Consider the following 24702-nt stretch of genomic DNA (forward strand, 5'->3'; position numbering starts at 1 on the left):
AACGCCATGCCCGCCGTCGTGGTCTTCGACTGTTTCGACACCGTCGTCCTGTCCCGCCCGCTGCCGGACGCGGAGCACTTCACCGCCTGCCTCGCCGACGTGCTCGCCCTGGACCCGCGGCGGGCGGAGGCGGTCGTAAGGACGGTCTTCGACGCCGTCCTCACGGCGATGACCGACCCCCGCGCCCCCCAGCCGCCCACCCTGGACCTGCTGGACACCGCCCTGCGGGAGCGCGGCGAACCGCGGGAGGCCGCCGATCTGGAGGAGGCTCTGTGGCAGGCGCTCGGTTGCGCCGACCCCGACCAGTACACCTTGTGCGCGCCGATGGCGGACGCCATGTCCCGCGCCGCCGCCGCCGGCCACACCGTCCGCCTCATGTCCAACTGCTACCTTCCGGGCCCCCTCATGCGAAGGCTCCTGCACGGCCTGAAGGTGCCCGCGGTGTACGACCGGGCCCTGTTCACGGCGGACGGCGGTCCGAAGAAGCCGGACCCCCGCGCATTCCGGCTCATCGGGGAAGGCGTGTTCGAACGGCGCGTGATGGTCGGTGATTCCCCGGAACTCGACATCGAGCCCGCCCGCGCACTCGGCTGGGACACGGTGCGCGTGAATCCCGCACACCCGGATCCGGCTCCGCTCCTGGCCCTCCTGAAACTTTGAGAAACGATTCTTCCGCCGTCGGGGAATACGCGTCCCGGCTCGTGTCCCGTTTCGTGTCCTGTTTCGCGTCCCGGTTCGTGTTCCGCACAAAGAAACACTTGCTGATAAGACGGCCGCCGTCTGATTGTGTTCATCCCGTACCGATCGACGATCCGTACGGAACCGAACCCGAGGGGAGAGGCATGAGCGATGCCGCCGCGGATGCGACGGAGCGGGCCGGCCACACCGAAGCCCCCCACCTGTCCCTCCTGAACGCCGGTTGGAGCACGGCCTGGACGCCGGCCCCGCCCCGCGAGGGCGCCTGCGGCGCCGACCGCATCCGGGACCTCACCGCGCACGGCTACGCGGCCCTTCCGATCCCCCGGGAGTTCGGCGGCGCGGGCGCGAGCCTCGTCGAAGTGGCCGCCGCCCAACGCGCGTTGGGCATGGTCGACCCGTCGGCCGCGATCGCGCTCAACATGCACGCCTTCACCGTCGGGTTGATGGCCGACTACTGGCAGCGCCACCGGGACTCCAGCTGGATGCTGCTGGAGGGGATCGCCCGGACCGGCGCCCTCGTCGCGTCCGCGTTCGCCGAGCCCGGAGGCAGCCCCAACTTCATGAGCAGCCGCTCCGAGGCGGTCCCCACCGCCAAGGGGTACCGGGTCTCCGGGACGAAGTTCCCCTGCTCCCTCGCCACCACGGCCACCCTCGTGTGCCTGACGGCCCGGGTCACCGGGACCGACGACACGATCCTCGCCCTGTGCCCCCGCTCGTCCCCGGGCCTCACCGTCGAGGGGGAGTGGTCCTCGCTCGGCATGACCGACTCGGACACGGCCGGGCTGGTCCTGCGCGACGTGGAACTGGACGACCGGCTCGTCTTCCACCGGGGCCCCGCCGACGTCATCGACGACAACGTGATCTCCGGGATGGTCTGGTTCGCGGTCCTGCTGAGCGCCACGTACCACGGCGTCCTCAGCGGGCTGCTGGACGTGGCGTACCGCCAGGTGGTCCGGGCCCGCACCCACGGCCCGAGGACCGCCCTCCTCGGCCGCGCCACCCGGGAACTGCTGACCCTCGGCGGAGCCTGCCGCCAACTCGCCGCGGACGTCGCCTGCGGCGCGGTCGCGGGGCGGGCCGCGCTGGCCGCGGCCGTCGGCCTGCGGGCCTCGCTCAGTGACACCCGTGACCGGGTGCTGGCCGCGGTGACACCCGTCATCGGCAGCCGCCTGTACGGAAAGGGGCAGGCGGCCGCGTCCCTCCTCGTCGACTCGCTCGCCGTCCACCACCATCCGCCGTCCCTGCTGACGTGCGACGACGTGGTCGGCGCCTTCTGTACGGGACGTGAGATCAACTTCGATCCGGCCGTCTGAACCGTCCGGACCCCTGCCCGAAGGAGACACGCAGCCATGCCCCACGTCGAGGTCAACCTGCCCATCAAGGCCCCGGCGGTCGACGCCTGGCGTGCCGTCACCCGACTGGAGGACTACGCCGACTACATGGAGAACGTCGAATCGGTCACCGTGCTCGGCGCGTCGGACAGCGGCACCCGCACCAGTGAGTGGTCGGTGCTGCTGAAGGGCTCCGTACTCGAATGGGTCGAGGAGGACGAACTCGACGAGGCCAACCGCGTGATGTCGTTCTCCCAGGTGTCCGGCGACCTCGACGAGTTCACCGGATACTGGCGCGTCGACGACCGGGGCGACGGCACCTCGGTGGTCGTCTTCTCGGTCGACTTCGAAATCGGCATACCCCTGCTGGCCGACATGCTGAACCCGGTCGCCGCCAAGGCGCTGCGCGAGAACTCCGAACACATGCTGCGCGCCATCGAGCGGCGGATCACGGTCTCGTGACCGGCTCCGCACGCGTCCTGGTGACCGGTGCCACCGGCGCCGTCGGCGGCGCCGTGATGCGCGCGCTCACCGCGGCCGGTCACCGGCCCCACGGCGTCAGCCGCCGCGGGGGAGCCGGGCCCCGCCAACACGTCTGGCAGGCCGGCCGGGAGGCTCCGCCGCCCGCACTGCGCGGCCCGTGGGACACGGTGGTGCACTGCGCCGCCGACACCCGCTGGAACCTGCCCCCCGAAGACGCGGAGCAGGCCAACGTCGCCCCGCTGCGGGCGGTGCTGGACCTGACCACCCCCAAGACCCACCTCGTCCACCTGTCCTCCTCCTACGCCACCGGCCTCGCCGGGGACACCACCTCGCCCTCCCCGGAGGCGTACCGCAACTCGTACGAGTGGTCCAAGGCCGCGACCGAACGGCTGGTCCACGCCGAACGGGAGTCCGCCGACATCGTCCGCTTCCCCGTGGTGATGGGCGCCCGCGCCGACGGACTCCTGGACCGGTACAGCGGCTTCTTCTGGCTGCCCACGTCCCTGTGCAGCGGCGCCGTCCCGGCGATGGTGGCCGAGGAGAAGGCCCTGCTGGACATCGTCAGCACCGACGACGTGGCCGAACACGTCACACGGCTCGTCGGCGACGGCCCCCCGGCGGGCACGCGACTGTCGGTCCTGGGCCGCGGCGACCGGGCCCAGCCGGTGGCCGAGGTCTTCGAGACGGTCCGGGCCGCCCTCAACACCTGGCGCGCCGCGCACGGCGTTCCCCCGCTGGAGCGCCTCCCGTCCATGACGCCCGAACAGTGGAACCGCTTCTACCTGCCGTTCGCCGAGGAACACCTGGACCGGGCGCAACTGCTCCGGGTCACCGCCTTCCGCGCCTACCAGGGCTACCTGTCGCTCACGGAACCGTTCGAGGTCACCCACCGGGTGCCCGACACCGCCCTCGTGCTCCACCGCTCCATACGCCGCTGGGCGCAGACCCACGCGAGCGCCGCCCGCCGGATCCCCCGGCCGTGGCGGACCTGATCGGTACCCACCGCGGACACGGCGCCGCGGGGAACCGTCCGTAGGTACAGGCCGGTCCACCGGGGCCGGAGTGTCGCCGTTCGCCCAGGAAGGAAGAACCCGCCATGAAGAACATACGTGTCGCGCTCGCCGGCGCAGGCAACTGCGCATGGAGCTTCGCCCAGTTCGTCGCCCTGGCCCAGGCCGACCCGGACACCAGGCTGCCGGGACTGATGTGTCACACCCTGGGCGGCTACCGGCTCGCCGACGTGCGGATCGTCGCTGCGTTCGACGTGGACGCGGCGAAGGTCGGACTGCCCCTCGCGCAGGCGTTCACCGCTCCCGCCATCTCCGCCACGGGCTTCACCGCGCTCGGCGCCGACCGCGACGCCCCGGTCCTCCCCGCGCCCGTGCTCGACGGCCTCACGGGCCCGCTCGGGGCGGTCATCCCGATCGCCACCGCCGCACGGGACGCCACCCCCGAGGACGTGGCCAAAGCCCTCGTCGAGCACGAGGTCGACGTCCTGGTCATCGCCCTGCCCACGGGCGCCTCCCAGGCCATCCGAATGTTCGCCCAGGCCGCGCTCGCCGCCGGCACCGCCGTCGTCAACTGCACCCCGGAGGAGCTGGCCCGGGACGAGAGCGTCAGCCGCAGGTTCGCGGACGCGGGGGTCGTCCTGCTCGGCGACGACCTGCGCAGCCATCTCGGAGCCACCTGCCTGCACACCGCCCTCATCGAACTGCTCCTGAGCCGCGGACTGGAACTGGAGAGCACCTACCAGCTCAACGTCGGCGGGAACACGGACTTCCTGAACCTCGCGGACACCACCCGCTCCGCCTCCAAGTTCACCTCGAAGGCCAACGCGCTGCGCGCGGCCGGAATGACCGACGTCGACGGGGTCGCGGGCCCCTCCGGGTTCATCGGGCACCTCGCCGACACGAAACTGTGCTTCGCCAACGTCACGGCGAGGTCCGTGCTCGGCTCGCAGGTGCGCATCGACATCAAACTCCAGGTGGAGGACAGCCCGAATGCCGCCGGCGTCATCGCCAACGCCGTACGCGCCGCGAAGACCGCCGGCGACCGGGGTCTGTCCGGCGCGGTGGACGGCCCCTCCCCGCTGCTCTTCAAGAGCCCCCCGCACGGTCTGCCCGAATCCGCGGCCAGGACCGCGTTCCTGGACTTCGCCTCCTGAGTCGCCCCCCCGGTCACCGAACAGAGAGACGGTCAATGCTGTCCATACAACGGGACTCCCGCTCGGTCGAGGACCTGCCCTACGAACTGGTCGAGCGCAAGGGAGTGGGCCACCCGGACACCATGTGCGACGCCATCGCGGAGCGCATGTCCCGCTACTACTCACTCCACTGCCTCAAGGAGTTCGGCGGCGTCGCCCACCACTGGTTCGACAAGGTCACGCTCTACGGCGGCGGGGCGGACACCGACTACGGGCGGGGCGAACTCACCTCGCCGTACCGGGTGATGGTCTTCGGAAAGGCCGCCTTCCGGGTGGGGGCCGTCGAGATCCCCGTCCAAGAGCTCGTGTTCCGCGCGGCGGCGGACGTCCTGGCGGAGGTCACCACCGGCTTCGACGCCGACCGCCACCTGGTCGTCGAACTCGGCGTCGTCGACCACCAGGGCTCGGGCCGCGGCCGCTCCCGATACCAGCCCGCCTCGCCGCAGGACCTCGTACCCCTGCGCTCCGGCGGGCTGGTGTCCAACGACACCAACCTGCTCCACGGGTACGCCCCGCTGTCCCGACTGGAGAGCGTGGTGCTCGGGCTGGAACACCTCGTCAACGGCGCCTCCTTCAAACAGCGGCACCCGGACTCCGGCTGGGACGTCAAGGTGTTCGGCAGCAGGCGCCGGGACGCCTTCAGCCTCGTGGTCAACATGCCCTTCCTGGCGGCCCACATCGAATCGATGGACGACTACCTGGCCCGCAAGGCCGTCGTACGGGAGGAGTTGGAGAAGTACATCGCCTCCCTGGGCATCCACGACGTCCGGCTCCTGGTGAACGCCACCGACCGCAACGGCCGCCCCTACCTCACCGCGCTCGGGTCCGTGGCCGACACGGGCGACGTGGGCGTCGTCGGCCGGGGCAACCGGGTCAACGGCCTCATCACCCCCATGCGCCCCATGAGCATCGAGGCGCCCGCCGGCAAGAACCCCCTCGACCACACCGGGAAGATCTACAACGTCATGGCCATGCGGCTGGCCCGGCAGGTCCACGAGGAGTTCGGCGGGCCGGCGCAGGTCCACATCTTCACCTCCAAGGAAGCCCCGCTGGAGCACCCCGACGAGGTCGTCGTGACCACCCCCGACGCGGACGAACCGGCCCTGCGGGCCCTGGTGGAGACCACCGTCGCGAGCTCCGCCGACCTGACGGTCGAGCTGATAGAGAAGGGCATCACGCTGTGGTGACCGCCCGGCAGGCGCGCGATCTCGTCACGCGGGCGCGCGCCGGCGGGCCGCGCTCGGACACCGGCCCGTCCCCGGCCGCCCCGCCCGCGACCGGCAGCCACTTCGTGGTCCTGGTCAAGCCGGAGGTCATGACCCCGTCCGCGGCGCCCGAGGCGGTGGCGGAAGCGGTACGGGTGCTCGGCGAGGCGGAGGTGGACGTGCGCCGGGCGGCCGTCGTCCCGGCGGGGGAGTTCGCGCGGCGCGGGTACCTGCTCCTGCACTACCCGCGCCTGCACCGGCTGGCAGCGGACGGGCCCGCGGTACTCACCTCCGGTGCCCGGCGGGAACTGCGCTCGCTGACGGCCTCGACGGGGACCGGCGACGTCCTCGGGGCCTACGCGGCGATGACCCGGGAGGCCGGCCTCACCCCGCAGGCCCTGGACGAGCGCTGCCGGGACGCGGGCATCCACAAGCTGGACTCCGGTTCGTACGCCTCGGTGACCGAGCCGGCCGGCGGCCCGGTGATCGTCCTGAACGGCTTCCTGCCGGCCCTCGCCGAGGGCTACACCGGGGGCGGTGCCGCAGCGTCCGTCGGACTCCTGGAATGCCACAGCCACCGCGAGATCGACGCCTTGCGCGGGGAGGTCCTGGGAGCGCTCCATCCGGCGCGGGCGGCCCCGGGTTCCCTGCGGGGCGCTCTGGGAGCCCTGGCACGGAGTCGGGGCATCGCGGTCTCCGAAGGCCGCAACGCCGTCCACCTGTCGGCGGGCCACCTGGAGGGCATGTTCCAGGCCTGGCGGTACTTCGCGGCGGCCGACGGACGGGGCATCGAAAGCACCGCCTTCGGCGCGAGCCTGGCCGAGCGGGGCGTACCGGTGACGTCGGTGGCGGAGCTCGCCGCCGACCGCAACCTCACCGAGGACTCCGGGGAGACCATCTCGCCACACGGCGCCACCGAAGGACTGCGCCGCGAGGACGCGCTCGACCGGGTACGCGCATGGGCCACCGGAAAGGGGCTGGGGACGACATGAACACCCTCGAACGGGGGCTCGCGGGGCGCACCGCGGTGGTGACCGGCGGCGCGCAGGGCATCGGCGCCGCGGTGGTCGCCAGACTGTGCGCGGAGGGATGCCGTGTCCTGGTCCTCGACAAGAGCGCCGAGCACGGCCGCGCCGCCGTGAAGGAGTGGCGCGAGCACGGTCACGAGGTCAGCCTGGCGGTGGCCGACGTGGTCGACGAGGAGGCGGTACGGGCGGCCTTCTCCGGTCTCCCGGCCGGCTGGGCGGCGCCCACCCTGCTGGTGAACCTCGCCGCGGGCTTCGTCTTCAAGGGCCTGGACGCCACCCCGCAGGAGTGGCGCGCCGCACTCGACCCCACCATCGTCGGACTGTCCCTGGTCACCCGGGAGTTCGTCGCCGGACTGCCGCGGGACGCTGCCGGCGCCGCGATCGTGAACATGGCCTCCATCTCGGCGCACATCGCGCAGAGCGGATACCTGACCTACAACACCGGCAAGTCGGCGGTGCTGGGATTCACCCGCTGCGCGGCCCAGGAGCTGGCCCCCCGCGGCGTCCGGGTCAACTCGGTGAGTCCCGGGACGGTGTGGAACGCCAACAACGAGCGCTACCACCGCGAGGCCCTCGGTCTCGACCGGGCATCGGCGGAGGCCGCCCCGGAACACGGCGGGAAGTTCCTGCTGGGACGGTTCGCCGACCCGCAGGAGATCGCGGCGCCGATCGCGTTCCTGCTGTCCGCCGAGGCCGGCTTCATCACCGGCACCGACCTGCCGGTCGACGGCGGATACCTGGCGGTGTGAACGGTGATCGATCTGCACACCCACCACGAGCGCTGCGGTCACGCCACGGGATCGCTGCGGGACTACGTCACGGCGGCGCTCGACCGGGGCGTCAAGGTCCTCGGACTCTCCGACCACACCCCGATGTTCGCGGAGGAGGAGGACCAGGCGCTGCCCCGCGTGGCGATGCCGAAGTCACGGTTCCCCTCCTACATCGCCGAGGCGCTCGCCCTGAAGGAGGAGTTCGCGGGCAGCATCGAGATCCTCGTCTCCACCGAAGCCGACTTCTTCCGCGGCCGGATGGACGCCTACACGAAGGCGCTGAACGCGTACCCCCTGGACTACGTCATCGGTTCGGTCCACATGTTCGAGGGCCGGGACATCTTCGACGTCACCCGCTGGGAGACCGTCGAGGAGGACGACCTCGGCGCCGTCAAAGCGCGCTACTTCCGGGAGATCGCCGCCTGCGCCCGGTCCGGCCTGTTCCACGTCATGGGCCACGTGGACGCGCTGAAGGGCAACCACCCGCGGCTGGGCGCCGCTCCCGCGCCCGCCGCCTCCGACGAGATGCTCCGCGCGATCCGGGACTCCGGCGCCGTGATGGAGGTCAACACCTCCGGCGGCACCAAGATGTGCGGCGGCTGGTACCCCGAGTTCGACCTGCTCGAACGGGCCCACCACTTCCGGGTCCCGATCACCTTCGGCTCCGACGCGCACGTCCCCGAACGGGTGGCCGACCAGTACCCGGAGGTGGCCAAGGTGCTCGGGGAGATCGGTTTCCGGACCTGGACCGTGTTCCGCCGCGGCGCCCCCGTGACCCGCCCGCTGTTCTGACCGCCGCGGCTGCCGACCGGCGTCCGCTCCGGCCGCCACCGCGACACCCCGCAGGAAGTCCCCGACCGTTCCCCGTGGAGTCCCCATGCTCGTCAGTGACCTCGTATCCCGTGACCCGGACGGGGCGACCACCCGGTTCCTGCGCGTCCGGGACCAGACGTTGAAGATCGTCACCAATTCGCCCGAGGCCGACGGCCTGGTCTCGGAGACCTTCTGCCCGCCGGGCATGCTCGGCGTCGTCGAGAGCGACCGGCGGGAGGAACCGGACCTCGTGATCGCCGACGTGGCCCGGGATCCCTCCGCGGTGGCCGAGTTGCTCCAGTGGTCGGGCGAGACGGCCGTACGGGGCGAGTACGAACTCACGCGCCACTACCGGCAGCCGCGCTTCGACGGCGAGGGCCACACCGTCTTCGTGCTCCGCGACCAGAACTCCGACGAGGTGGCCGCCCTGATCCGCACCGAGGGACGCATGACGCTCGTGCGCCCCCGGTCCGGGCTGGGGGACCGGTGGCTCACCCGGATCATCCGCGACGTGGCCACCAGGATCGCCAAGGCCGAGGGCTCCCTGGTCCTTCACTCCTCCGCCTTCGCGCACGAGGACGGCGCCTACCTGGTGATCGGTGACTCCGGGGCCGGCAAGTCGACGACGGCCATCGCACTGGCCCGGCTGCTGCCCTCGGCCGGCTGGATGGGCAACGACCGCATGCACCTCGACCTGCGCGGACCGGGCTACCAGGTGACGGCCTGTCCGCTGCCGCTCGCCGTCAACAAGGGCTCGCTCGACGTCATGGGCGTCACCGACTTCGAATCCTGGTCCGTGCGGGCGGGCTTCCCGCCGGCCGGATCGGACTGGGACCGGTTCCAGGGCGAGGACAAGCTGAAGCTGAGCTCGCGGGAAGTCGGCCGGTACCTCGGCGTCCGGGTCGTGCCGAACGCACCGCTGGCGGGCGTGATCCTGCCCCGCGTGGACCGCGAGGCGGGCTACTCCCTCGCCCCCGCGAGTGCCGCCCACGCCGCCGAGGTGATCACCCGGAACTGCTTCTCCCTCGACGACAACCTGTACGGCGAGGACTGGCTGGACGTCCCCGTCCGACGACGGGCGGCGCCCCCCTCGATCGACGCCTTCCTGGAACACCTGGCGAAACTGCCCGTGTTGCGCTGCTCCGTGGGCAGCGCGGCCGACGTGGCGAGGCTCGCGGCCGACTTCGAGGACCGCGTACGCAGATGAGCGCGCGCCCGCCGGACCACGGATCACGGGCCGCCCGGGGGCGCGGCCGCCTCCAGCTTCGCGGCGGCCTCGGCGACCAGGTCCAGATTCCGGCGAAAGCGCGTCCAGAAGCGCTGGACCCAGCCCAGGTACCAAGGGCCCAGACTCGCGTCACGCCGCCCCAGCAGGGTGACGTGGCCGTGCCTGGGCAGGAACCACAGCGCGCCGAGGCGAGCCAGGTCGAGGGCGCCCGAGTACGGCATGCCCAGACGGGCGTGCAGCCGGCCGAGGAAGAGGCCCGTCGCGTCCGGGTCCAGCGCGAAGTCACCCCGCCCGAGGCGGCAGGAGAGCCACAGCGCCTTGCCCGCGTCGGCGGGCCGACGGGAGAAGCCCGCCTCGTCCCAGTCGATCACCGTCAGGCGGCCGGGACCGTCCGCTATCAGGTTGCGGCCGTGCAGGTCGCCGTGGTGCACCAGCAGGTCGTCCACGCCCGTCAACCGCGCCGCGCCGCACCGCAGTTCGTCGAGGTGCGCGTCCATGGCGCGGCCCAGGGCCCGCCACTGCCCGGTCAGGAGCGGGTCCACGAGCGACCGCTCCGACCGGGCCCCGTCCAGCCACGGTGAGGCGTAGTCCCCGACCAGCGCGTCCTCGGCCCGCACTCCGTCCCCGCGCGCGGCCAGGTCGGCGAGGACGTCGACGACCCCCGTGATGTGCCGCCGCGCGTCGTCCGCCGGCGTTCCGGGCGCGTACGGACGCACCACCACCAGCCGGGGCCGCTCCGCCCCCTCGTGGAAACCCAGATCGAGGATCGGCGGGTACCAGGGCGTGCCCCGCAGGGCGGAATCGACGCGGCCGATGCGCCGGAACTCCGCGACGGAGGAGCGCTCCGCGCAGTGCACCTTCACCGACAGCGCCCGGCGGCCCCAGGCCACCCGGTAGGAGGAGTTGAGGCCCCGGCCGTCGAGGGGCTCGGCCCGCCCCGCGGTGACGAGTTCCACGACCCCGGCGACGGTGGGCGGCCCGGCTCCCCTCACGAGGGCCGGCCCGCCGCACCGCCCTCGAACCAGTCGGTCACCGCAGCGACCAGCTTGTCCAGCGGCAGGGTGCTGTCCAGCCGCAGCACCGGGCAGGTGAGTCCCGCCAGCCAGCGCTCGTCCCTGGACCGGCGGCCCGGCACGTCGGTGTCCTCGTAGCCCCTCGCCCAGTCCATGAAGTCGTGGTGGGCCGTCTCCAGCGCCCCGCCGGTGCCGATCTCGTCCCCGTACCGGACGACCTCGCGGCGCATCAGCCGGTCCATCCGGACCTGTGGGTCGATGGTCAGGAACACCACGCCGTCGGCCCGCGCGATGACGCCGTCACCCCAGCCCCGCAGCGTCCCCGACAGCACCCAGGCGGCGCGCGGCACGAACAGCGCGTCCATCAGCGCCAGACGTTCCTCGACGGGTCGCTTGTGGGTGTAGGGCGGATTGGTCGGCAGCCACAGGTAGTCGTCCACGTCCGCGTGAGCCGCCGCCCACAGGGTCGCGAGCGCGCGGCCGAGAGTGGTACTGCCCGCCCCGCTCGGCCCCGTGACGAGCAGTCGGTGCGTGTGCATCCGACGCCTCCCCCTTCCCTCGGGTGTCCCCTGACCGGGCGCACCAGACTAACCGGCCGACCCGCCCCGCGACACGGCGCACGGGAAGACGCGTCCCCGTCGCGCCGGCGCGGACCCGCGCCGCGCGGTGCGGACAAGACCCCGCGCGGCGGCTACGCTCGCCGCCATGCCGAATGCACTCGTGTCCGGTGTCTCCCGGGGCCTGGGGGTCCACCTGTGCCGCGCACTGCGGGCGGCCGGCTACCGCGTCCTGGGCGTGGGCCTGTCGCCCTCGCCGGGTGGCGACCACGTCGACGACTACCGGGTCCTCGACCTGCGCGAGCCGCTCGCCGACGACCTCTTCGCCGCCGAGGACGTGGACGTGCTGGTCGCCAACGCGGGCGTCTACCTGGACGACCCCCGGATCGGGTACGGCGACCTCCTCTCGCTCACCCTCGACGACCTGCGGGACACCTTCGAGGTCAACCTGTTCGGCACCGCGCGACTGGTCCTGCGCTACGCCCCCCGGATGCTCGCGCGGGGCTCGGGCCGGATCGTCTGCGTCTCCTCGGGCATGGGACGCCTCCAGGACGCGGACGGCGCCTCCTTCGCCTACCGGTCGTCCAAGCTGGCGGCCAACTCCCTGGTCCTCTCGGTGGCCCGGCACTTCGCCGCGGCCCCCGGTGACCTGGCCTCCTTCGCGTACTGCCCGGGCTGGATCCGTACCGACATGGGGACGCCCGACGCCCCGAACGAGCCCGCTCCGGCCGCCGACGACCTGGTGCGACTGCTGGGCGAGCCCGCCGCACGGTCCAACGGCAGGTTCTTCCGGGGGCTCGACGAACTGGGCTGGGACACCCGCGGGCCCATGGTGTCGGAACCCGACTGAATCCCATGTCCGTTCCGCTCTGCGGAATCGCCCGGGACAGGCCCGGCCGTCCTTGTCATGATCGGCCGTGAAGACCGGGACCCGGCACGACGCGGGCCCCCACCCAGACACGGGGGTGACAAGCGGCATGACATCGAGCGCACCCACGCACCGGTACACCGTCCGTTCCCACGTCGAGAGCACCGGCCTGACGTGCTCCCCGTCCGTGGCGCGACACATCGACCGCCTCGCACGTCCCTACCTGTCCCTCGAACCGGGCCCCTGCCCGCCCGGGGCCTGGGAGGTCGTCGCCGACACCGAGCCACCGGCGGGCGCCCGACCGGAAACGGTCACCGCGCAGGGTGAGACGAGCATCCACTACGCCGTCGACGGCCCGCGGCGGATCCTCCACCACCTGGCCCCCCGGGGCGAGGCCTGGGTGACCCAGTCCCTCCTGCGGGCGACCCGGGCGATCCACCGCTCGGCGGCGAGCCGGCAGGGCATGCTCTTCCTGCACGCCGGCCTCGTGGAACTGGACGGGCTGGGCGTCGCCCTCGTCGGCGGCAGCCGCGCCGGCAAGACCACCTTCGTCATGGCGAGCGTGCTGCACGGCGCGGGCGTCATGGTGTGCAACGACGACGTGAGCCTCACGGCGGAACCGGACGGGAGCGGGGTCCTCGGCGTCGGATGGCCGCGGTCCGTCTCGGTACGACTGGACACCCTGGACCTGTTGTTCGGGCGGCAGGCGGCGCGGGCGGCACGGTCCTCCCTGACGCACCCCGCCAACCAGACGCTGGGGAGCCTGCGCGAGTCGGGCGTCGAGGAGCACGGAACGGCCCTGATCTACCCCTGGGAGTACGCGACCCTGCTGGACACCCGCATCGGCCGGTCGGCCGCCGTCGACGCGATCGTCCACCTCAGCCTCGCCGACGATCCGTCGGAGACCGGCGTGTCGGACGTACCGCGGGCCGAGCGCGCCGGACTGCTGGAACGACACGTCCTGGGCGTGCCCAACAAACACCTCAACATCTTCGGCCACGCACCGGACGACGCCACCGCCCACCGGACCCGTGACGCCCTCGCGGCGCTGCCCACCTTCCGCTTCCGGTACGCGTTCGAGGACGTGAGCCGGGAGGTGGCACGGCTCACCGACCACCTCCGCGCCCGGGTGCCGGCCCCGGCACGCTCCCCGCAGGGGTGAGGGCCGGGACGCGCCCCGTTTCCACCCGGCCGGCCACCGGCCGGGCCATCGCACCCCGACAGAGAGGGGCAGGGCAGCCGTGCTCTCCTTCCGTACACACGTCGCCGCGGTCCCCGGCATGGACGACTTCGACGAGGAGGCCGTCCTCGCGAAGATCCACCTCGCCGCCGACGACATCCTGATGCTGTCCGGTTCGCTCGTGGACGGCTCCGGCACCCCGTCCTCGGACTTCGACTTCTGCGTCATCGCCCGGACGAAGGACGAGAGGTTCCACCGCGACACCTTCCCCCGCGAGCAGCACATGCGGTACTACACCAGCGGCGACCGGGTGAAGGCGAGCTTCGACTACCTGCCCCACAGCCTGCTCGGGGTGGACGTCGAGTACTGGACGGTCCAGGAGGTCGCCGCCATGCTCACCTCGCACGCGCGGCTCTACGCCCAGATGCGGACCCGCGCCCGCAAGTCCTCCGGATTCGCGGCGTCGGCCGTCGACTTCCGGGTCCTGTCGCGGCTCACGTACGGGATCCCGCTCACCAACGCCGCCGCGTTCGGGGAACTCGCCGCGGAGGTGCGCCCCGGGGAGGTCGCCTACACGGCCTTCCGCGCGTCCGTCGGCAGCTACCCCGACTTCCGTGACCTGGCCGGCATGTGGGCCCAGGGAGACCACACATCGGCGCTGATCGCGGCGCGCAAACTGGGCGTCGACACCTTCCGGGGCCTCACGCACGTCCACGGCAACACCAACCGCAACCCGAAGTACCTGGCCCGCTTCCTGGCCCGCCTGCCCCTGCCGGCCGAACTGCGCCGCCGGTTCGACGAGTTGAACGCCTTCGGCGTGGGTCCGCAGGCCGACGCCGGCGACGCCGTCCTGGAATGGCTCGACCTCATCGACCTCGCCTTCGCCGAGATCCGGGCCGGCCGCGAGAAGGCGGACGCGTTCGTCGGCCGCGCGGACTTCCTCGACCTGCTGAAGGAAGAACTGCACGAGAGCATGACCTGGAACGCCGAGATCTCCAACGAGTACTGCTTCCGCGCCCGCGAGGCCGAGCCCGGCCTGCCCTCCCTGCGCGAGCTGCTCTCCGCCATGACCGCCCGCGGCGCGGCGCCGCACCACCTGCCGCTCCAGGACTGGGCGAAGGGCCGTACGGCACCCGTCGGGGAGAACAACAAGTCCGCCTGAGGGGCCGCCAGGCCTCCGTCCAACACCTGGGGGAGACGCCCTTGTGCCGGATCTACGGCTACTTCGGATCCGATCGCGACGTGCGCGCGATGGAGGCCGCGCGCGACGCCCAGCTGCCCGGCGGCCCCGACCGGCAGGCCCACGTCCGGGGGGAGGGCTGGGGCCTGGGCTGCAACCGCCTCGCGATCCAGGACCCTTCGCACGGCCGGCAGCCGTTCACCAACACCGACGGATCGTTGCACGCCGTGTTCAACGGCGAGATCTACAACTTCCGCGCCATCAGGCGGGAACTCGCCGCGCACGGGGTGCACGTCGACGGCGACTGTGACGGCTCCGTCCTGCTCCCCTACTACGAACTGCACGGCGACCGCTTCGTGGACCGGCTCGAAGGCATGTACGCCATCGCCCTGGTGGACCTGCGCTCCGGCCGGCAGTTGAAGCTGTGGAGCGACCCGCTGGCCGTCAAGAGCCTGTACTACGAGGCCACCGCGGACGGCGTCGCCTTCGCATCCGAACCGGGCGGCCTCGCCGCACTGCGGACGGGCCGCCTCGACGTGGACCCGTACGCCGTCGACCACTACCTCAACTGGCAGTGTCTGCCGCCCGGTTCGTCGCTGTACACCGGTGTGTCCGCCCTCCGGGCGGGCGAGCACCTGGTCCACGACGGCCACGCGAGCGTCGTCCGAGCGCGCCTGCCCACCCGGACGCCCCCGCCCGACGGCACCTGCACGCCCGCTCGACTCGGCTCCCTGCTGACCGGGGAGGTGGAGCGGATGTCACTCCAGTCCGCGCCCGTGGCCGTGCAACTCTCCGGGGGCCTCGACTCCGCCGTCCTGGCAACCCTGCTGGGCCGCCGCCGCACCGACGTCACCGGCTTCCACGTGACCCACGAGGGCACTCACCCGTCCGACGAGGAGACCTACGCCCGGGACGCCGCCGCGCACGCCGGCATCCCGCTCGAAGTGGTCGAGATCCGCGAGGCCGAGCTGCCCGAACTGATCCCGCCCATGGTGGCGGCGCTGGGCTCTCCCAACGCGACGCCCCACGCGTTGAGCGCGTACGTCCTCTTCCGGGAGATCGCTGACCGTTCCTTGCGGGTCTGCTTCGTGGGCGACGGGGCGGACGAACAGTTCGGCGGCTACCGCCGCTACAGCACCGCGCTCGCCGCCACCGACGACACCTGGCGCGAGCGCTACCTGGACCGGCTCTCCCTGGTCCCGCACGCGCGCTACCGCCGGCTCTACACGCCCGAGTACCGGGCGCTGCTCGACTCCGGCGGCAGCAGCCGCGCCCGCGCGCGGGAACTGCTCGGACCGCCGGCCCCCGCACGCCTGGAGCAGCTGCTGACCTTCGACCGGCTGCACAAACTCCCCGGCCTGAACCTCCGCAAGCTCGACCACCTCTCCATGGCCCACGGCATCGAGGGCAGGGTCCCCTACTGCCAGCCGGCCGTCACCGACTTCGCGCGGCGCACCCCCGACGCCCTGAAGGCCACCGCGGTCCGGCGCAAGGGGATCCTCTGGGACGCCGGCGCCCCGCTCGTCCCGGACTCGGTGCGCACACGGCAGAAACAACCCTTCACCTTCCCCGTCGACGCGTTCCTGGCGCCCGGTACCAAGCTCTGGGAGTTCGCGACGGACGTGCTGGCCCGGCCGCGGCTGCGCACCGACGGATTCCTGAGCGGCGCCGCCGTCCGAGAAGTCCTGGACACCCACGCCGTCCGGCGCGACCAGGCCCGACTGGTGTGGGGGCTGATGATCCTGGAGCTGTCCCTTCCGTGAGACCCCGTCACCCGGGCCGCGCGGACGCGGTACCGTCCCGAAACAGGGCAGGACCCACCCACCCCTTCGAAAGAAAGGCGCACCGGTGCGCAGCATCCACGTCGTCACCCACCCGGAGGCGAGCCACCACGTCGAGGGCCTGGTCGGCGGCTGGCACGATTCCACGCTGACCCCCGAAGGACTGCGGGAGGCGGCCGCGATCGCCCGCGCCCTGCGGACCGAGATCCCCGAGGACGCCGACGTCGAGTTGATCTCCTCGGACCTCCTGCGGACCCGGCGCACCGCGCAGGAGATCGGTAGCCTGCTGGGCGTGGAGGCGGCCCTGGACCCCCGGCTGCGGGAGAAGTCGTACGGAGAGGCCGAGGGCAGGCCCCAGGAGTGGCTGGACAAGAGGTTCGTGCCCCCGCCCGCGACCGGCGACCGGATGGGCCACGACGAGGGCATCGAGGGAGCGGAGACGCGGGCCGCGTTCGCCGGACGGATCTACGAGGCCATGGACGGGATCCTGCGACACCCGTACGAGCACCAGGTCATCGTGACGCACGGCTTCGCGCTGACCTTCGTGGTGGCCGCCTGGATCGGCATGCCGATCGACTCCCTCGGCCACGTCAACTTCCGAGTGGCCTCGGGCAGCATCACCCATCTCCGCGAGGACGACTTCTTCCACAACCGCCAGCTCGTCCGCCTCGGAGACACCCGCCACCTCGAAGGCTGATCAGCGTGTCGCCGCTTCAGGGGCGGTCGCCGGTGCCGCCCTCGACGGGCGCCGAGGTGGGGTGGTGGCCGCCTGGCCGCGGCGTCCGGCGGGCGTCGCGGATGCTGTCGCGGGCCGCCGCGGCGATGGCCTGGGCGGTGATCCCGAACTCGGTGTACAGGCGCTCGTAGTCGGCCGAGGCGCCATAGTGCTCCAGGCCGACGATCCGGCCGGCGTCGCCCACCACGTCGCGCCAGCCCTGCCCGACAGCGGCTTCCACACTGACCCGGGCGCGCACGGACGGGGGCAGGACCCGGTCCTGGTGGTCCTGGGGCCGGGCCGCGAACCATTCCCGGCACGGCATCGACACCACGCGTACGGCGACGCCGTCGTCCGCCAGGAGCGCGCGGGCTTCCAACGCCAGGTGCACCTCGGAGCCGGTCGCGATCAGGATGACGTCGGGCACGGCCCCGTCCGCCGCGTCGACCAGGACGTATCCGCCCGCGGCAGCCTCCTGGGCGGGCGCGTACTCCCCGCCGTCGCGGTCCAGGACGGGCAGGTTCTGCCGACTCAGGATCAGCCCGGCCGGCCGGTCGTGGTGTTCGAGGACGGCGCGCCAGCACGCGGTGGTCTCGTTCGCGTCGGCGGGGCGCACCACGTCCAGGCCGGGGATGGCCCGCAACGCGGCCAGGTGTTCTACGGGCTGGTGGGTGGGTCCGTCCTCGCCCAGACCGATGGAGTCGTGGGTCCACACGTAGATGGCCGGCAGCTTCATCAGCGCGGCCAGCCGCACCGCGGGCCGCATGTAGTCGGAGAAGGCCAGGAAGGTTCCGCCGTAGGGGCGGGTGAGGCTCTGTAGCGCGATGCCGTTGAGGACGGCGCCCATGGCGTGCTCGCGGATGCCGAAGTGCAGGGTGCGCCCGTACGGCCCGCCCTTCCAGTCCTTGGTCTGGCGGTCGGCCGGCACGAAGGACGGTTCCCCGGCCATGGTCGTGTTGTTGCTTCCGGCGAGGTCCGCGGAGCCGCCCCACAGCTCGGGAAGGACGGACGCCAGCGCGCTGAGGACCTCACCCGAAGCGGCTCGGGTCGCCATTCCCTTCGCGTCGGCGGGGAAGACGGGCAGGACGTCCGACCAGCCGTCGGGAAATCGCTGTTCTTGCAGGCGGTCCAGCAGCGCCGCGCGTCGCGGATGCGCGCTCCGCCAGGCCTCGAAGCCCTCGTCCCACGCGGCGTGTGCCCGCCGGCCCCGCTCGGCGACCTCACGGGCCCGGGCCAAGACCGCCTCCTCGACGGCGAAACGCGCGTCGGGGTCGAAGCCCAGGAGCGTCTTCGTGGCGGCGATCTCGTCCTCGCCCAGCGCGGAGCCGTGCGCCTTGCCCGTGTTCTGTTTGGTGGGCGCCGGCCAGCCGATCAGGGTGCGCAACATGATCAGGGAGGGCCGCCCGGTCTCCTGCCGGGCGGCGTGGACGGCTGCCAGGAGCGCGTCGACGTCCTCGACGTACTCGCCGGTTACCGTCCAGTCGACGGTCTGTACGTGCCAGCCGTAGGCGGCGTAGCGGGCCGGGACGTCCTCGCTGAAGGAGACGTCGGTGTCGTCCTCGATCGAGATGTGGTTGGAGTCGTAGAACACCGTGAGGTTGCCGAGTTCCTGGTGTCCGGCCAGGGAAGAGGCCTCGGCGGTGACGCCTTCCATCATGTCGCCGTCGGAGGCGATGACGTAGACGTGGTGGTCGAAGGGGCTGGTGCCCGGCTCGGCGTCGGGGTCGAGCAGTCCGCGTTCGCGGCGCGCGGCCATCGCCATGCCGACCGCGGCGGCCAGCCCCTGCCCCAGCGGCCCCGTGGTGATCTCCACGCCGGGGGTGTGCCGGTGCTCCGGATGCCCGGGGGTGGTCGAGCCCCAGGTCCGGTACGCCTCCAGGTCCGACAGCTCCAGGCCGTAGCCGGCGAGGTAGAGCTGGATGTAGAGGGTGAGGCTGGAGTGACCGCAGGAGAGCACGAAACGGTCGCGTCCCAGCCACTGGTCATCGTTCGGGTCGTGCCGCATGACGTTCTGGAACAGCAGGTAGGCCAGGGGGGCCAGGCTCATCGCCGTCCCCGGGTGACCGTTGCCGACCTTCTGCACCGCGTCGGCCGCCAGCAGCCGCACGGTGTCGACGGCGCGTACGTCGACCTCGTCCCACCCCGCACGCTCCGCCACCGGACCGGCCAAGGACCGGTCGCGCCGGGTCGTTCCGCCGGATCGTTCGTTCGTCATCGCTTCTCCTTCGTCAAGCCGGCGGCCGGTTCGGCCGAACCGGTGAACCGGATCAGAGCCGGGGACCGACCGGAGCCCTTTTCGCGGCAAGCGCCACGGTTCGCAGGGGTGGGTGATTCATACGTGCCCGGCTACCCCGCCCGTCCCGGGTGATATCAACCCGGCCGTGAATTGGCCCCTTCGGGGCACACCCACCTGAACGGCGCCCGGACCGGAGCCCACCATGTCCCTGCCGAGCCGGGCGTGACGGGCCCCCGCGGAACACTTCCACGTGTGATGGCTTTCGCGGGGGCAGGAGAACCACCATGAGCATCCCGGAAAGCCCCGCCGAGCACGATCACCCCGACATGCTCCTGCCCCTCCTGACCGCCTCCGCCGGTCACCTGCTGCGCACCGTCGAGGTTCTGACCGCCGAACAGATCAGGGCCGCCTCCCTGCTGCCCGACTGGACCCGTGCACACGTACTGGTCCATCTCGCCCGAGGCGCGGATTCCCGCCTCCGCCTGCTGACGACCGCCCGGGGCGGCATCGACCTGCCCCAGTACCCCGACGAGGCGACCCGGGCACGCGAGATCCGCCAAGGCGTGCTCCGCGACACCGAAAGCATCCGGGTCGACTTGCGGACGTCGCTGGGCGAACTGCTGAGCGCCATCGCCGAACACCCCGCAGAGGCATGGGACGTCCCGGTGCGATGGCTCGGGGGAGGGCTGCGGCCGGTACGCGGGGTCCTCTGGAGTCTGCTGCGAGAGCTGGAGGTCCACCACGTCGATCTGGCGACCTCCTACGTACCCGCCGACTGGCCGGCCGCCTTCGTCACTCGGGAACTGCGGAACACCGTGAGCGGACTGAAGGCCGACCCGGCCATGCCACCCGTACGGATCAGCGCGGACGACGAGGCCTCCCAGCGCGACGCCGGGGGAGGCCGGGGCCCACTCGTGAGCGGGTCGGCAGCCGACATCCTGGCCTGGCTGACCGGCCGATCCCGGGGAACCGCCCTCACCGTCGATCCGCCCGGCGCACTTCCCCGGGTCCCGGCCTGGAGGCACTGAGCGGCAGCGCTGTCCGCGCGGGCCGCACGAGGGGCCGTCCCCGTTTGCTTGCTCCGCGTGGTGGACTCAGCCCCTGTGCTGCATCGTTACGTGGAGTAAACAAGTCTTCGCGTGCCGCAACCCGCGCGAGCACGGTCGTGCGTGACCGCGCGCAGCGGTGCATTCGAACGGAGCGATCCATGAGTGACCACGCGATACCCGAGGTCGACGGAGGGGTCGAGGCAGCGGTCGGGGCCGCACCCGAGGCCGGGGAGGAACGGGCGCAGGCCCCCGGTACCGCGACCCCGCCGCCCGCGCCGACCTGCGCACCCGCCGTTTCCCCACCGTCGGGGGAGGCGGACGACCTGGAAGAGGGGTCGCGCCCGGTCGGTGACGCCGCCTGCCTGCGTACGCTGCTGGAGACCGCGGTGACCCGCCGGTCCGTGGACGAGGTGGCTGACCTGGTGACGCTGCTGCGGCGTTCCGGGCAGGTACCCGACGCGGCGGACCACGCCTTGCGAGCCGCCGCGATCAGCCGCCCCATCGAGGACGTCATCGCGCTCGCCGTACTCCTCGCGGGGGACGACCAGCCGCTGGGCGAACAGGAGTCCGAACCTCAGCCGGAGTTCCCGCCCCGCCCGCAGTTCGAGCCGCGGTTCGAGGCTCAGCCGTCGCCGGGGACCAAGGAGGGCGCGGTGTATCCGGCGGAGCCGGATCGGGAACCCGCTGACGGAGCCTTCGGCCCCAACGACGACTTCCCTTCGTGGGAGGCACCCGCCGACGAGTCGCCGAAGGTGCCGAGCCTGCCCGGCCGCGGCTTGCGGTGGCCCGTGGCGGCGGCCCTGGTCGTCTCCGCACTCCTGTACCTGCCCCGCGATCCCGCCGCCTTCCTCGCCCAGGGCGGGCCGTCGGCATGGATCCTGCCGGGTCTGGCGGGCGTGTGCCTGACCCTCGCCGTGCTGGTGCTGGTGCGGGACCGCGCAGGGGTGTGGTCGGCGACGACCATGACCGGGATCGCGCTCGTGTTGATCCACGTGCTCGCGTCCGTGTTCGGTCTCGACCTCTGGGGCGGCGTGTCGGAGGCCCTGCTGCCCTGGCCCACCGGAGCCTCGATGCTCGCGGCCGGCCTGACCGCCGTCCTTTCGGTCACGGCCCTGCTCTACCGTTCGGACAGGCCGCAGCCCAGCCCCGAACCGCCGGTGTTCGTCCCGCCGGAGGCGGCGCCGGATCCGCTGCACACACCGTCCGATCTGGCACCGGAGCTCGCCCGCGACGCGGAGGCCACGGCCTCATGAGGTGACGGACCGGGTTCTGACCGAGTGGTGCGAGGCGGCCGCCCGACCGTGGCGGCCGCCTCGTCCGTCCCGGGATCGTCCTCCTCAGCCACTCCGTGAGCCGGCCCGTCGTCACTTCTCGTCGCGCTTGGTCACTTCTTGTCGCGCTTGCGCAACGCCTGGGGCTTGTGGACGGCCCTGCGGCCCGACTTGTCGCTCTCCACCTCGTACTGCGGGTCGTCCTTGGAGGCGTCGACGGTACGGCCGACCGCCTCCGTGCGCTGGGTGATCTTCTTCTTGACCTCACCGGGCACAGTCGTGCCGTGGCTCCTCCACGAGACCTTCTCGCCCTTGCCGAACTCGTTGTCCTTGGCCATGACGCTTCCTCCTCCGTTCTCCCTCCCCGGCCCCCGATCATGCTGTTCGGACGTTGTCGGCCGTCAGGCCGGCCTCCAACCCGCGAAACCGCGGGTCCTCGCGTGGGGGCGGGACGGCGCCCCCTGTGGACCGCGGTGAGCCCGGGTGTCGAAGGCGCCCTCCACCGCCGTCAGCCGCAGGGTCTCCAAGACATCGGCCTGACGTTCGGCCCGCGCCAGCAGACGGCCCATGGCCTCGCCGTCGATCCGGGAGTCCGAGCGGGACAGGATCCGCAGCGCCCGCCACAGCTCCTTCTTGCCCTCCACCCCCACCCGGACCGCCTCCAGTTCGAGAACGTCGCTCAGCGGCGACCGGGAGATCAACCGTCCGTTGAGCTTCAGGCGACCCGCCTTCTCCGCGAGCACGCCCAGGAGCATCCTGCGGTGTCCGAGCGGTACGTCGAGAGCCGTCATGATCTCGCGCAGACTGTCGCGATCGGCCGTCACCGCCTCAGCGAGTTCCGTCAGACGCGGCCCGGCCGCGGTATCCGCGTGGGAGCGGGTCATCCGCCGCAGCAGGGCCACCCCGGCCCCCGCCCCGGCGAGATGGTCGTTCAGGTACAGGCCCAACAGGCGATCGGGATCCGAAGCCCGTCGGGATCGCTCCGGCTTGTGCCGCATGGCAACGCTCCCCTCAGCCGTGCCCCGGGAGCACGTCATTCGAGTCATTGGGCCCCGGTCATCAGGCCGTGGTCATCGGGCATCCGCGCTCGCCCCTCCGCGTGCGGCGGACCGCGTCGCCGGTGCGGCGGCCGACACACCCCCGTTGGACGGGGTCAGGTGGTAGACGGCGAAAGCACTGTCGATGACCGGCATCGCGACATTGCGGACCCGCACGCCGCCCGCGGTCACACCGTGCTCCGTGCCCAGGTGGGCGTGGCCGTGGACGGCGAGGTCCGCGCCCTCCTCGTCCATCGCCTCGGCGAGAAGGTAGCTGCCGAGGAACGGAAAGATCTCCGGGGGCTCACCGGCCAGGGTGTCCGGGACCGGCGCGTAGTGCGTCAGGGCGATCCGCAGGTCGCAGCCCTGGTCGGCCACCTCCCTCAGGGCCCTGCCGAGTCCCTGGGCACACCTGCGGGTGTAGCGGATGAAATCCTTCATCTCCGGTTCGCCGAACTCGCTTCCGCTGCGCCCGGCGAAGCCGCCACAGAACCCCTTGACCCCCGCCACGCCGACACGCGTACCGCGGACGTCCAAGACCACCGACGTCCCCTCCAGGACGTGCACGCCCTGTGCGGCGAGTTCCCGCGCGACCTCGTCCTGCCGGTCGCTCTGGTAGTCGTGGTTGCCGAGCACCGCGACGACGGGTACGGGAAGCCCTGCCACCTCGCCCGCCACTACGCGCGCCTCTTCCGGAGTGCCGTGCCGGGTGAGATCGCCCGCGAGGAGAAGCAGGTCGGCGTAGTCGCCGAGCGTTTCGAAGGCGGGGCGCAGGGCGCCGGCACTGTCCGGCCCCAGATGGATGTCGCCGACGGCCGCTATCCGTGTCACAGGAGCTCCTCGGAGTGATCGGGCGGACACATGTGGTTCACGGTCAGGTCCTCGTGCCATTCGACGCCGTCGAGTTCCTCGGTGGCCGCGCGCAGGACGGCCTCGCGGCTCGCATCGCTGCAGACGCTGCCCCGCAGCACCGCGTGCGTGCCGTGCGCCTCGATCTGCAGGCCGAGTTCGGCGATGTCCTCGCGAGCGAGACGTTCGCGCAGGTGGGCGATGCGGTACTCGATGAGGTCGGCCGAGGTCATGACGCGCTCTCCCCAGGGTCGCTACGTTCGATGATCATGAGGCGTTCCAAGAGGTAAAGGAACGCGTCCGGCAACGGATCGGCGCGGTGGTCGCGATCGAGACGGGCCCAGTCGATCCGTTCGCGCAGCATGCGGGCCATCGGGAGCAGGTCACCGAAGTCGCAATAGTGCTCACACAGCGCCGCGAGTCGGCTGTCCATGAGGTCGGTGGGGGACAGGACGGGCATCCGTACCGAGTCCACGGCCCTCACGTCGGCCCGTTCGAGCAGTTCCACGCTGACCGGTCGCCGGGCGAGTTCGAAGATGAGGTCGATCTCCTCTCCGCCCGATCGCCCTTTCACCAGCCAGTCCTCGGGGGCGCGCCGCATCTCGATCCCCCCGGCCTGCAGGGCCTCGATCACCGCGTCCGCATCCTCCGGACACACACAGAAATCGGTGTCGTGCTGGAAGCCGGCCGGCAGGCCGTGGGCGAAGGCGGCCACGCTGCCCGCGAGCGCGAACGGACGTCCCGAGGCCTTGAGCAGAGCCGCCACCCGCTTGGTGGTCTGCAGGATCGCCTGAGTGTGGTCCTGTGGCAGGCCATCGGGGCGAGGGCTACGGAGCAGGCCCTCCGACGGCCCCAGATCGACGGGCAGAACCGCATCGGAGTTCACCGGATGCCTCCTTCCCCGCACGGGGGTAACGGTACGAACCGCACGTTTCAAGGAGACGTCTGACCCGCCTGGACGGTCCCAAACGCCTCGGCCGCGATCCGTCCGGCAGCCGTGATCACACGGGGCGGGGTGGTGTGGTGGCCGGGGCCCGCGTGGACGGGATGCTGCCGGTTCGCGCTGGTCAGCCGATTGGCGGATCGTCCAGCTCGATTCGCGGGAAGGGTCGGGACGCGGTCCCCGGCCGCCCTGCCCGATCCTTGCGAGCACCTGAAACGACACCAAGGGCGGCCCGGGCCGGGCGCAATCGTGGGGCGGGGCGC

General features: G+C 72.2%; 25 protein-coding genes. 17 read left to right on the top strand and 8 right to left on the bottom strand.

The window, feature by feature from the left end:
- Nucleotides 1-6: 6 nt before the first annotated feature.
- The 10 genes from ACIRO3_RS26135 (at nt 7) to ACIRO3_RS26180 (ending at nt 9739) form a co-directional block, all read left to right on the top strand.
- Nucleotides 7-660: an HAD family hydrolase gene (locus ACIRO3_RS26135; RefSeq protein WP_404140876.1), complete on the top strand. Its 654-nt coding sequence runs from the start codon at nt 7-9 to the stop codon at nt 658-660.
- 182 nt (nt 661-842) lie between these two features.
- The gene (locus ACIRO3_RS26140) at nt 843-2012 is read left to right on the top strand and encodes an acyl-CoA dehydrogenase family protein (protein WP_404140878.1); all 1170 of its coding nucleotides are present in this window, start codon (nt 843-845) and stop codon (nt 2010-2012) included.
- 36 nt (nt 2013-2048) lie between these two features.
- Nucleotides 2049-2492: an SRPBCC family protein gene (locus ACIRO3_RS26145; RefSeq protein ID WP_361782159.1), complete on the top strand. Its 444-nt coding sequence runs from the start codon at nt 2049-2051 to the stop codon at nt 2490-2492.
- Nucleotides 2489-3505 (top strand): NAD-dependent epimerase/dehydratase family protein, encoded by a 1017-nt coding sequence (locus ACIRO3_RS26150; RefSeq protein WP_404140881.1) that lies wholly within the window; start codon nt 2489-2491, stop codon nt 3503-3505. The genes ACIRO3_RS26145 and ACIRO3_RS26150 overlap by 4 nt, the downstream gene beginning before the upstream one ends.
- A 104-nt stretch (nt 3506-3609) precedes the next feature.
- Nucleotides 3610-4677, top strand: coding sequence for an inositol-3-phosphate synthase (locus ACIRO3_RS26155; protein WP_404140883.1), 1068 nt, complete (start codon nt 3610-3612; stop codon nt 4675-4677).
- A 35-nt stretch (nt 4678-4712) separates the two neighbouring features.
- Nucleotides 4713-5903, top strand: a complete 1191-nt coding sequence (locus ACIRO3_RS26160; protein ID WP_404140885.1) for a methionine adenosyltransferase — start codon at nt 4713-4715, stop codon at nt 5901-5903.
- Nucleotides 5900-6913: a hypothetical protein gene (locus tag ACIRO3_RS26165; protein ID WP_404140887.1), complete on the top strand. Its 1014-nt coding sequence runs from the start codon at nt 5900-5902 to the stop codon at nt 6911-6913. The genes ACIRO3_RS26160 and ACIRO3_RS26165 overlap by 4 nt, the downstream gene beginning before the upstream one ends.
- Nucleotides 6910-7698: an SDR family NAD(P)-dependent oxidoreductase gene (locus ACIRO3_RS26170; protein WP_404140889.1), complete on the top strand. Its 789-nt coding sequence runs from the start codon at nt 6910-6912 to the stop codon at nt 7696-7698. The genes ACIRO3_RS26165 and ACIRO3_RS26170 overlap by 4 nt, the downstream gene beginning before the upstream one ends.
- 3 nt (nt 7699-7701) lie before the next feature.
- Nucleotides 7702-8511 carry a histidinol-phosphatase gene (locus ACIRO3_RS26175; RefSeq protein ID WP_404140891.1) on the top strand — a complete coding sequence of 270 codons (810 nt, stop codon included), beginning with the start codon at nt 7702-7704 and terminating at the stop codon, nt 8509-8511.
- An 85-nt stretch (nt 8512-8596) separates the two neighbouring features.
- Nucleotides 8597-9739: a hypothetical protein gene (locus ACIRO3_RS26180; RefSeq protein ID WP_404140893.1), complete on the top strand. Its 1143-nt coding sequence runs from the start codon at nt 8597-8599 to the stop codon at nt 9737-9739.
- 23 nt (nt 9740-9762) lie between these two features.
- On the opposite strand, the gene ACIRO3_RS26185 is transcribed toward ACIRO3_RS26180, so the two are convergent.
- Nucleotides 9763-10716: an aminoglycoside phosphotransferase family protein gene (locus tag ACIRO3_RS26185; RefSeq protein ID WP_361782136.1), complete on the bottom strand. Its 954-nt coding sequence runs from the start codon at nt 10714-10716 to the stop codon at nt 9763-9765.
- A 32-nt stretch (nt 10717-10748) separates the two neighbouring features.
- Nucleotides 10749-11312: an AAA family ATPase gene (locus tag ACIRO3_RS26190; RefSeq protein WP_404140895.1), complete on the bottom strand. Its 564-nt coding sequence runs from the start codon at nt 11310-11312 to the stop codon at nt 10749-10751.
- A gap of 166 nt (nt 11313-11478) precedes the next feature.
- Here ACIRO3_RS26190 and ACIRO3_RS26195 point away from each other — a divergent pair, with 166 nt between their 5' ends.
- The 5 genes from ACIRO3_RS26195 (at nt 11479) to ACIRO3_RS26215 (ending at nt 17036) form a co-directional block, all read left to right on the top strand.
- Complete coding sequence (locus tag ACIRO3_RS26195) at nt 11479-12180, top strand: SDR family NAD(P)-dependent oxidoreductase (protein WP_404140897.1); 702 nt, start codon at nt 11479-11481, stop codon at nt 12178-12180.
- A 127-nt stretch (nt 12181-12307) separates the two neighbouring features.
- Nucleotides 12308-13360, top strand: a complete 1053-nt coding sequence (locus ACIRO3_RS26200) for a hypothetical protein (protein WP_404140898.1) — start codon at nt 12308-12310, stop codon at nt 13358-13360.
- Nucleotides 13361-13439: 79 nt separating this feature from the next.
- The gene (locus tag ACIRO3_RS26205; RefSeq protein ID WP_404140900.1) at nt 13440-14540 is read left to right on the top strand and encodes a hypothetical protein; all 1101 of its coding nucleotides are present in this window, start codon (nt 13440-13442) and stop codon (nt 14538-14540) included.
- Between the two features lie 41 nt (nt 14541-14581).
- Entirely contained in the window at nt 14582-16321 is a 1740-nt protein-coding gene (gene asnB, locus ACIRO3_RS26210; protein ID WP_404140902.1) for an asparagine synthase (glutamine-hydrolyzing), read from the top strand.
- 85 nt (nt 16322-16406) lie between these two features.
- Nucleotides 16407-17036, top strand: coding sequence for a histidine phosphatase family protein (locus ACIRO3_RS26215; RefSeq protein ID WP_404140904.1), 630 nt, complete (start codon nt 16407-16409; stop codon nt 17034-17036).
- Nucleotides 17037-17052: 16 nt separating this feature from the next.
- Here the strand turns inward: ACIRO3_RS26215 and tkt are convergent, their stop codons facing one another.
- A complete protein-coding gene (tkt, locus tag ACIRO3_RS26220; protein ID WP_404140906.1) occupies nt 17053-19269 on the bottom strand; it encodes a transketolase in 2217 nt (738 codons plus the stop codon).
- 305 nt (nt 19270-19574) lie between these two features.
- On the opposite strand from tkt, the gene ACIRO3_RS26225 reads away from it, so the two are divergent.
- A complete protein-coding gene (locus tag ACIRO3_RS26225) occupies nt 19575-20318 on the top strand; it encodes a maleylpyruvate isomerase family mycothiol-dependent enzyme (protein ID WP_404140908.1) in 744 nt (247 codons plus the stop codon).
- Between the two features lie 179 nt (nt 20319-20497).
- Nucleotides 20498-21592: a hypothetical protein gene (locus ACIRO3_RS26230; protein ID WP_404140910.1), complete on the top strand. Its 1095-nt coding sequence runs from the start codon at nt 20498-20500 to the stop codon at nt 21590-21592.
- Nucleotides 21593-21723: 131 nt separating this feature from the next.
- Here the strand turns inward: ACIRO3_RS26230 and ACIRO3_RS26235 are convergent, their stop codons facing one another.
- The 5 genes from ACIRO3_RS26235 to ACIRO3_RS26255 form a co-directional block, all read right to left on the bottom strand.
- Complete coding sequence (locus ACIRO3_RS26235) at nt 21724-21948, bottom strand: DUF2945 domain-containing protein (RefSeq protein WP_404140912.1); 225 nt, start codon at nt 21946-21948, stop codon at nt 21724-21726.
- Nucleotides 21949-22011: 63 nt separating this feature from the next.
- A complete protein-coding gene (locus tag ACIRO3_RS26240; RefSeq protein ID WP_404140914.1) occupies nt 22012-22608 on the bottom strand; it encodes a hypothetical protein in 597 nt (198 codons plus the stop codon).
- A 72-nt stretch (nt 22609-22680) separates the two neighbouring features.
- Nucleotides 22681-23478, bottom strand: coding sequence for a metallophosphoesterase (locus ACIRO3_RS26245; protein ID WP_404140916.1), 798 nt, complete (start codon nt 23476-23478; stop codon nt 22681-22683).
- A complete protein-coding gene (locus tag ACIRO3_RS26250) occupies nt 23475-23729 on the bottom strand; it encodes a hypothetical protein (protein WP_361782101.1) in 255 nt (84 codons plus the stop codon). The genes ACIRO3_RS26245 and ACIRO3_RS26250 overlap by 4 nt, the downstream gene beginning before the upstream one ends.
- Nucleotides 23726-24382: a nucleotidyltransferase family protein gene (locus tag ACIRO3_RS26255; RefSeq protein WP_404140918.1), complete on the bottom strand. Its 657-nt coding sequence runs from the start codon at nt 24380-24382 to the stop codon at nt 23726-23728. The genes ACIRO3_RS26250 and ACIRO3_RS26255 overlap by 4 nt, the downstream gene beginning before the upstream one ends.
- Nucleotides 24383-24702 lie beyond the last annotated feature (320 nt).

It is taken from the genome of Streptomyces sp. NPDC102278, assembly GCF_044766345.1.
GTDB lineage: Bacteria > Actinomycetota > Actinomycetes > Streptomycetales > Streptomycetaceae > Streptomyces.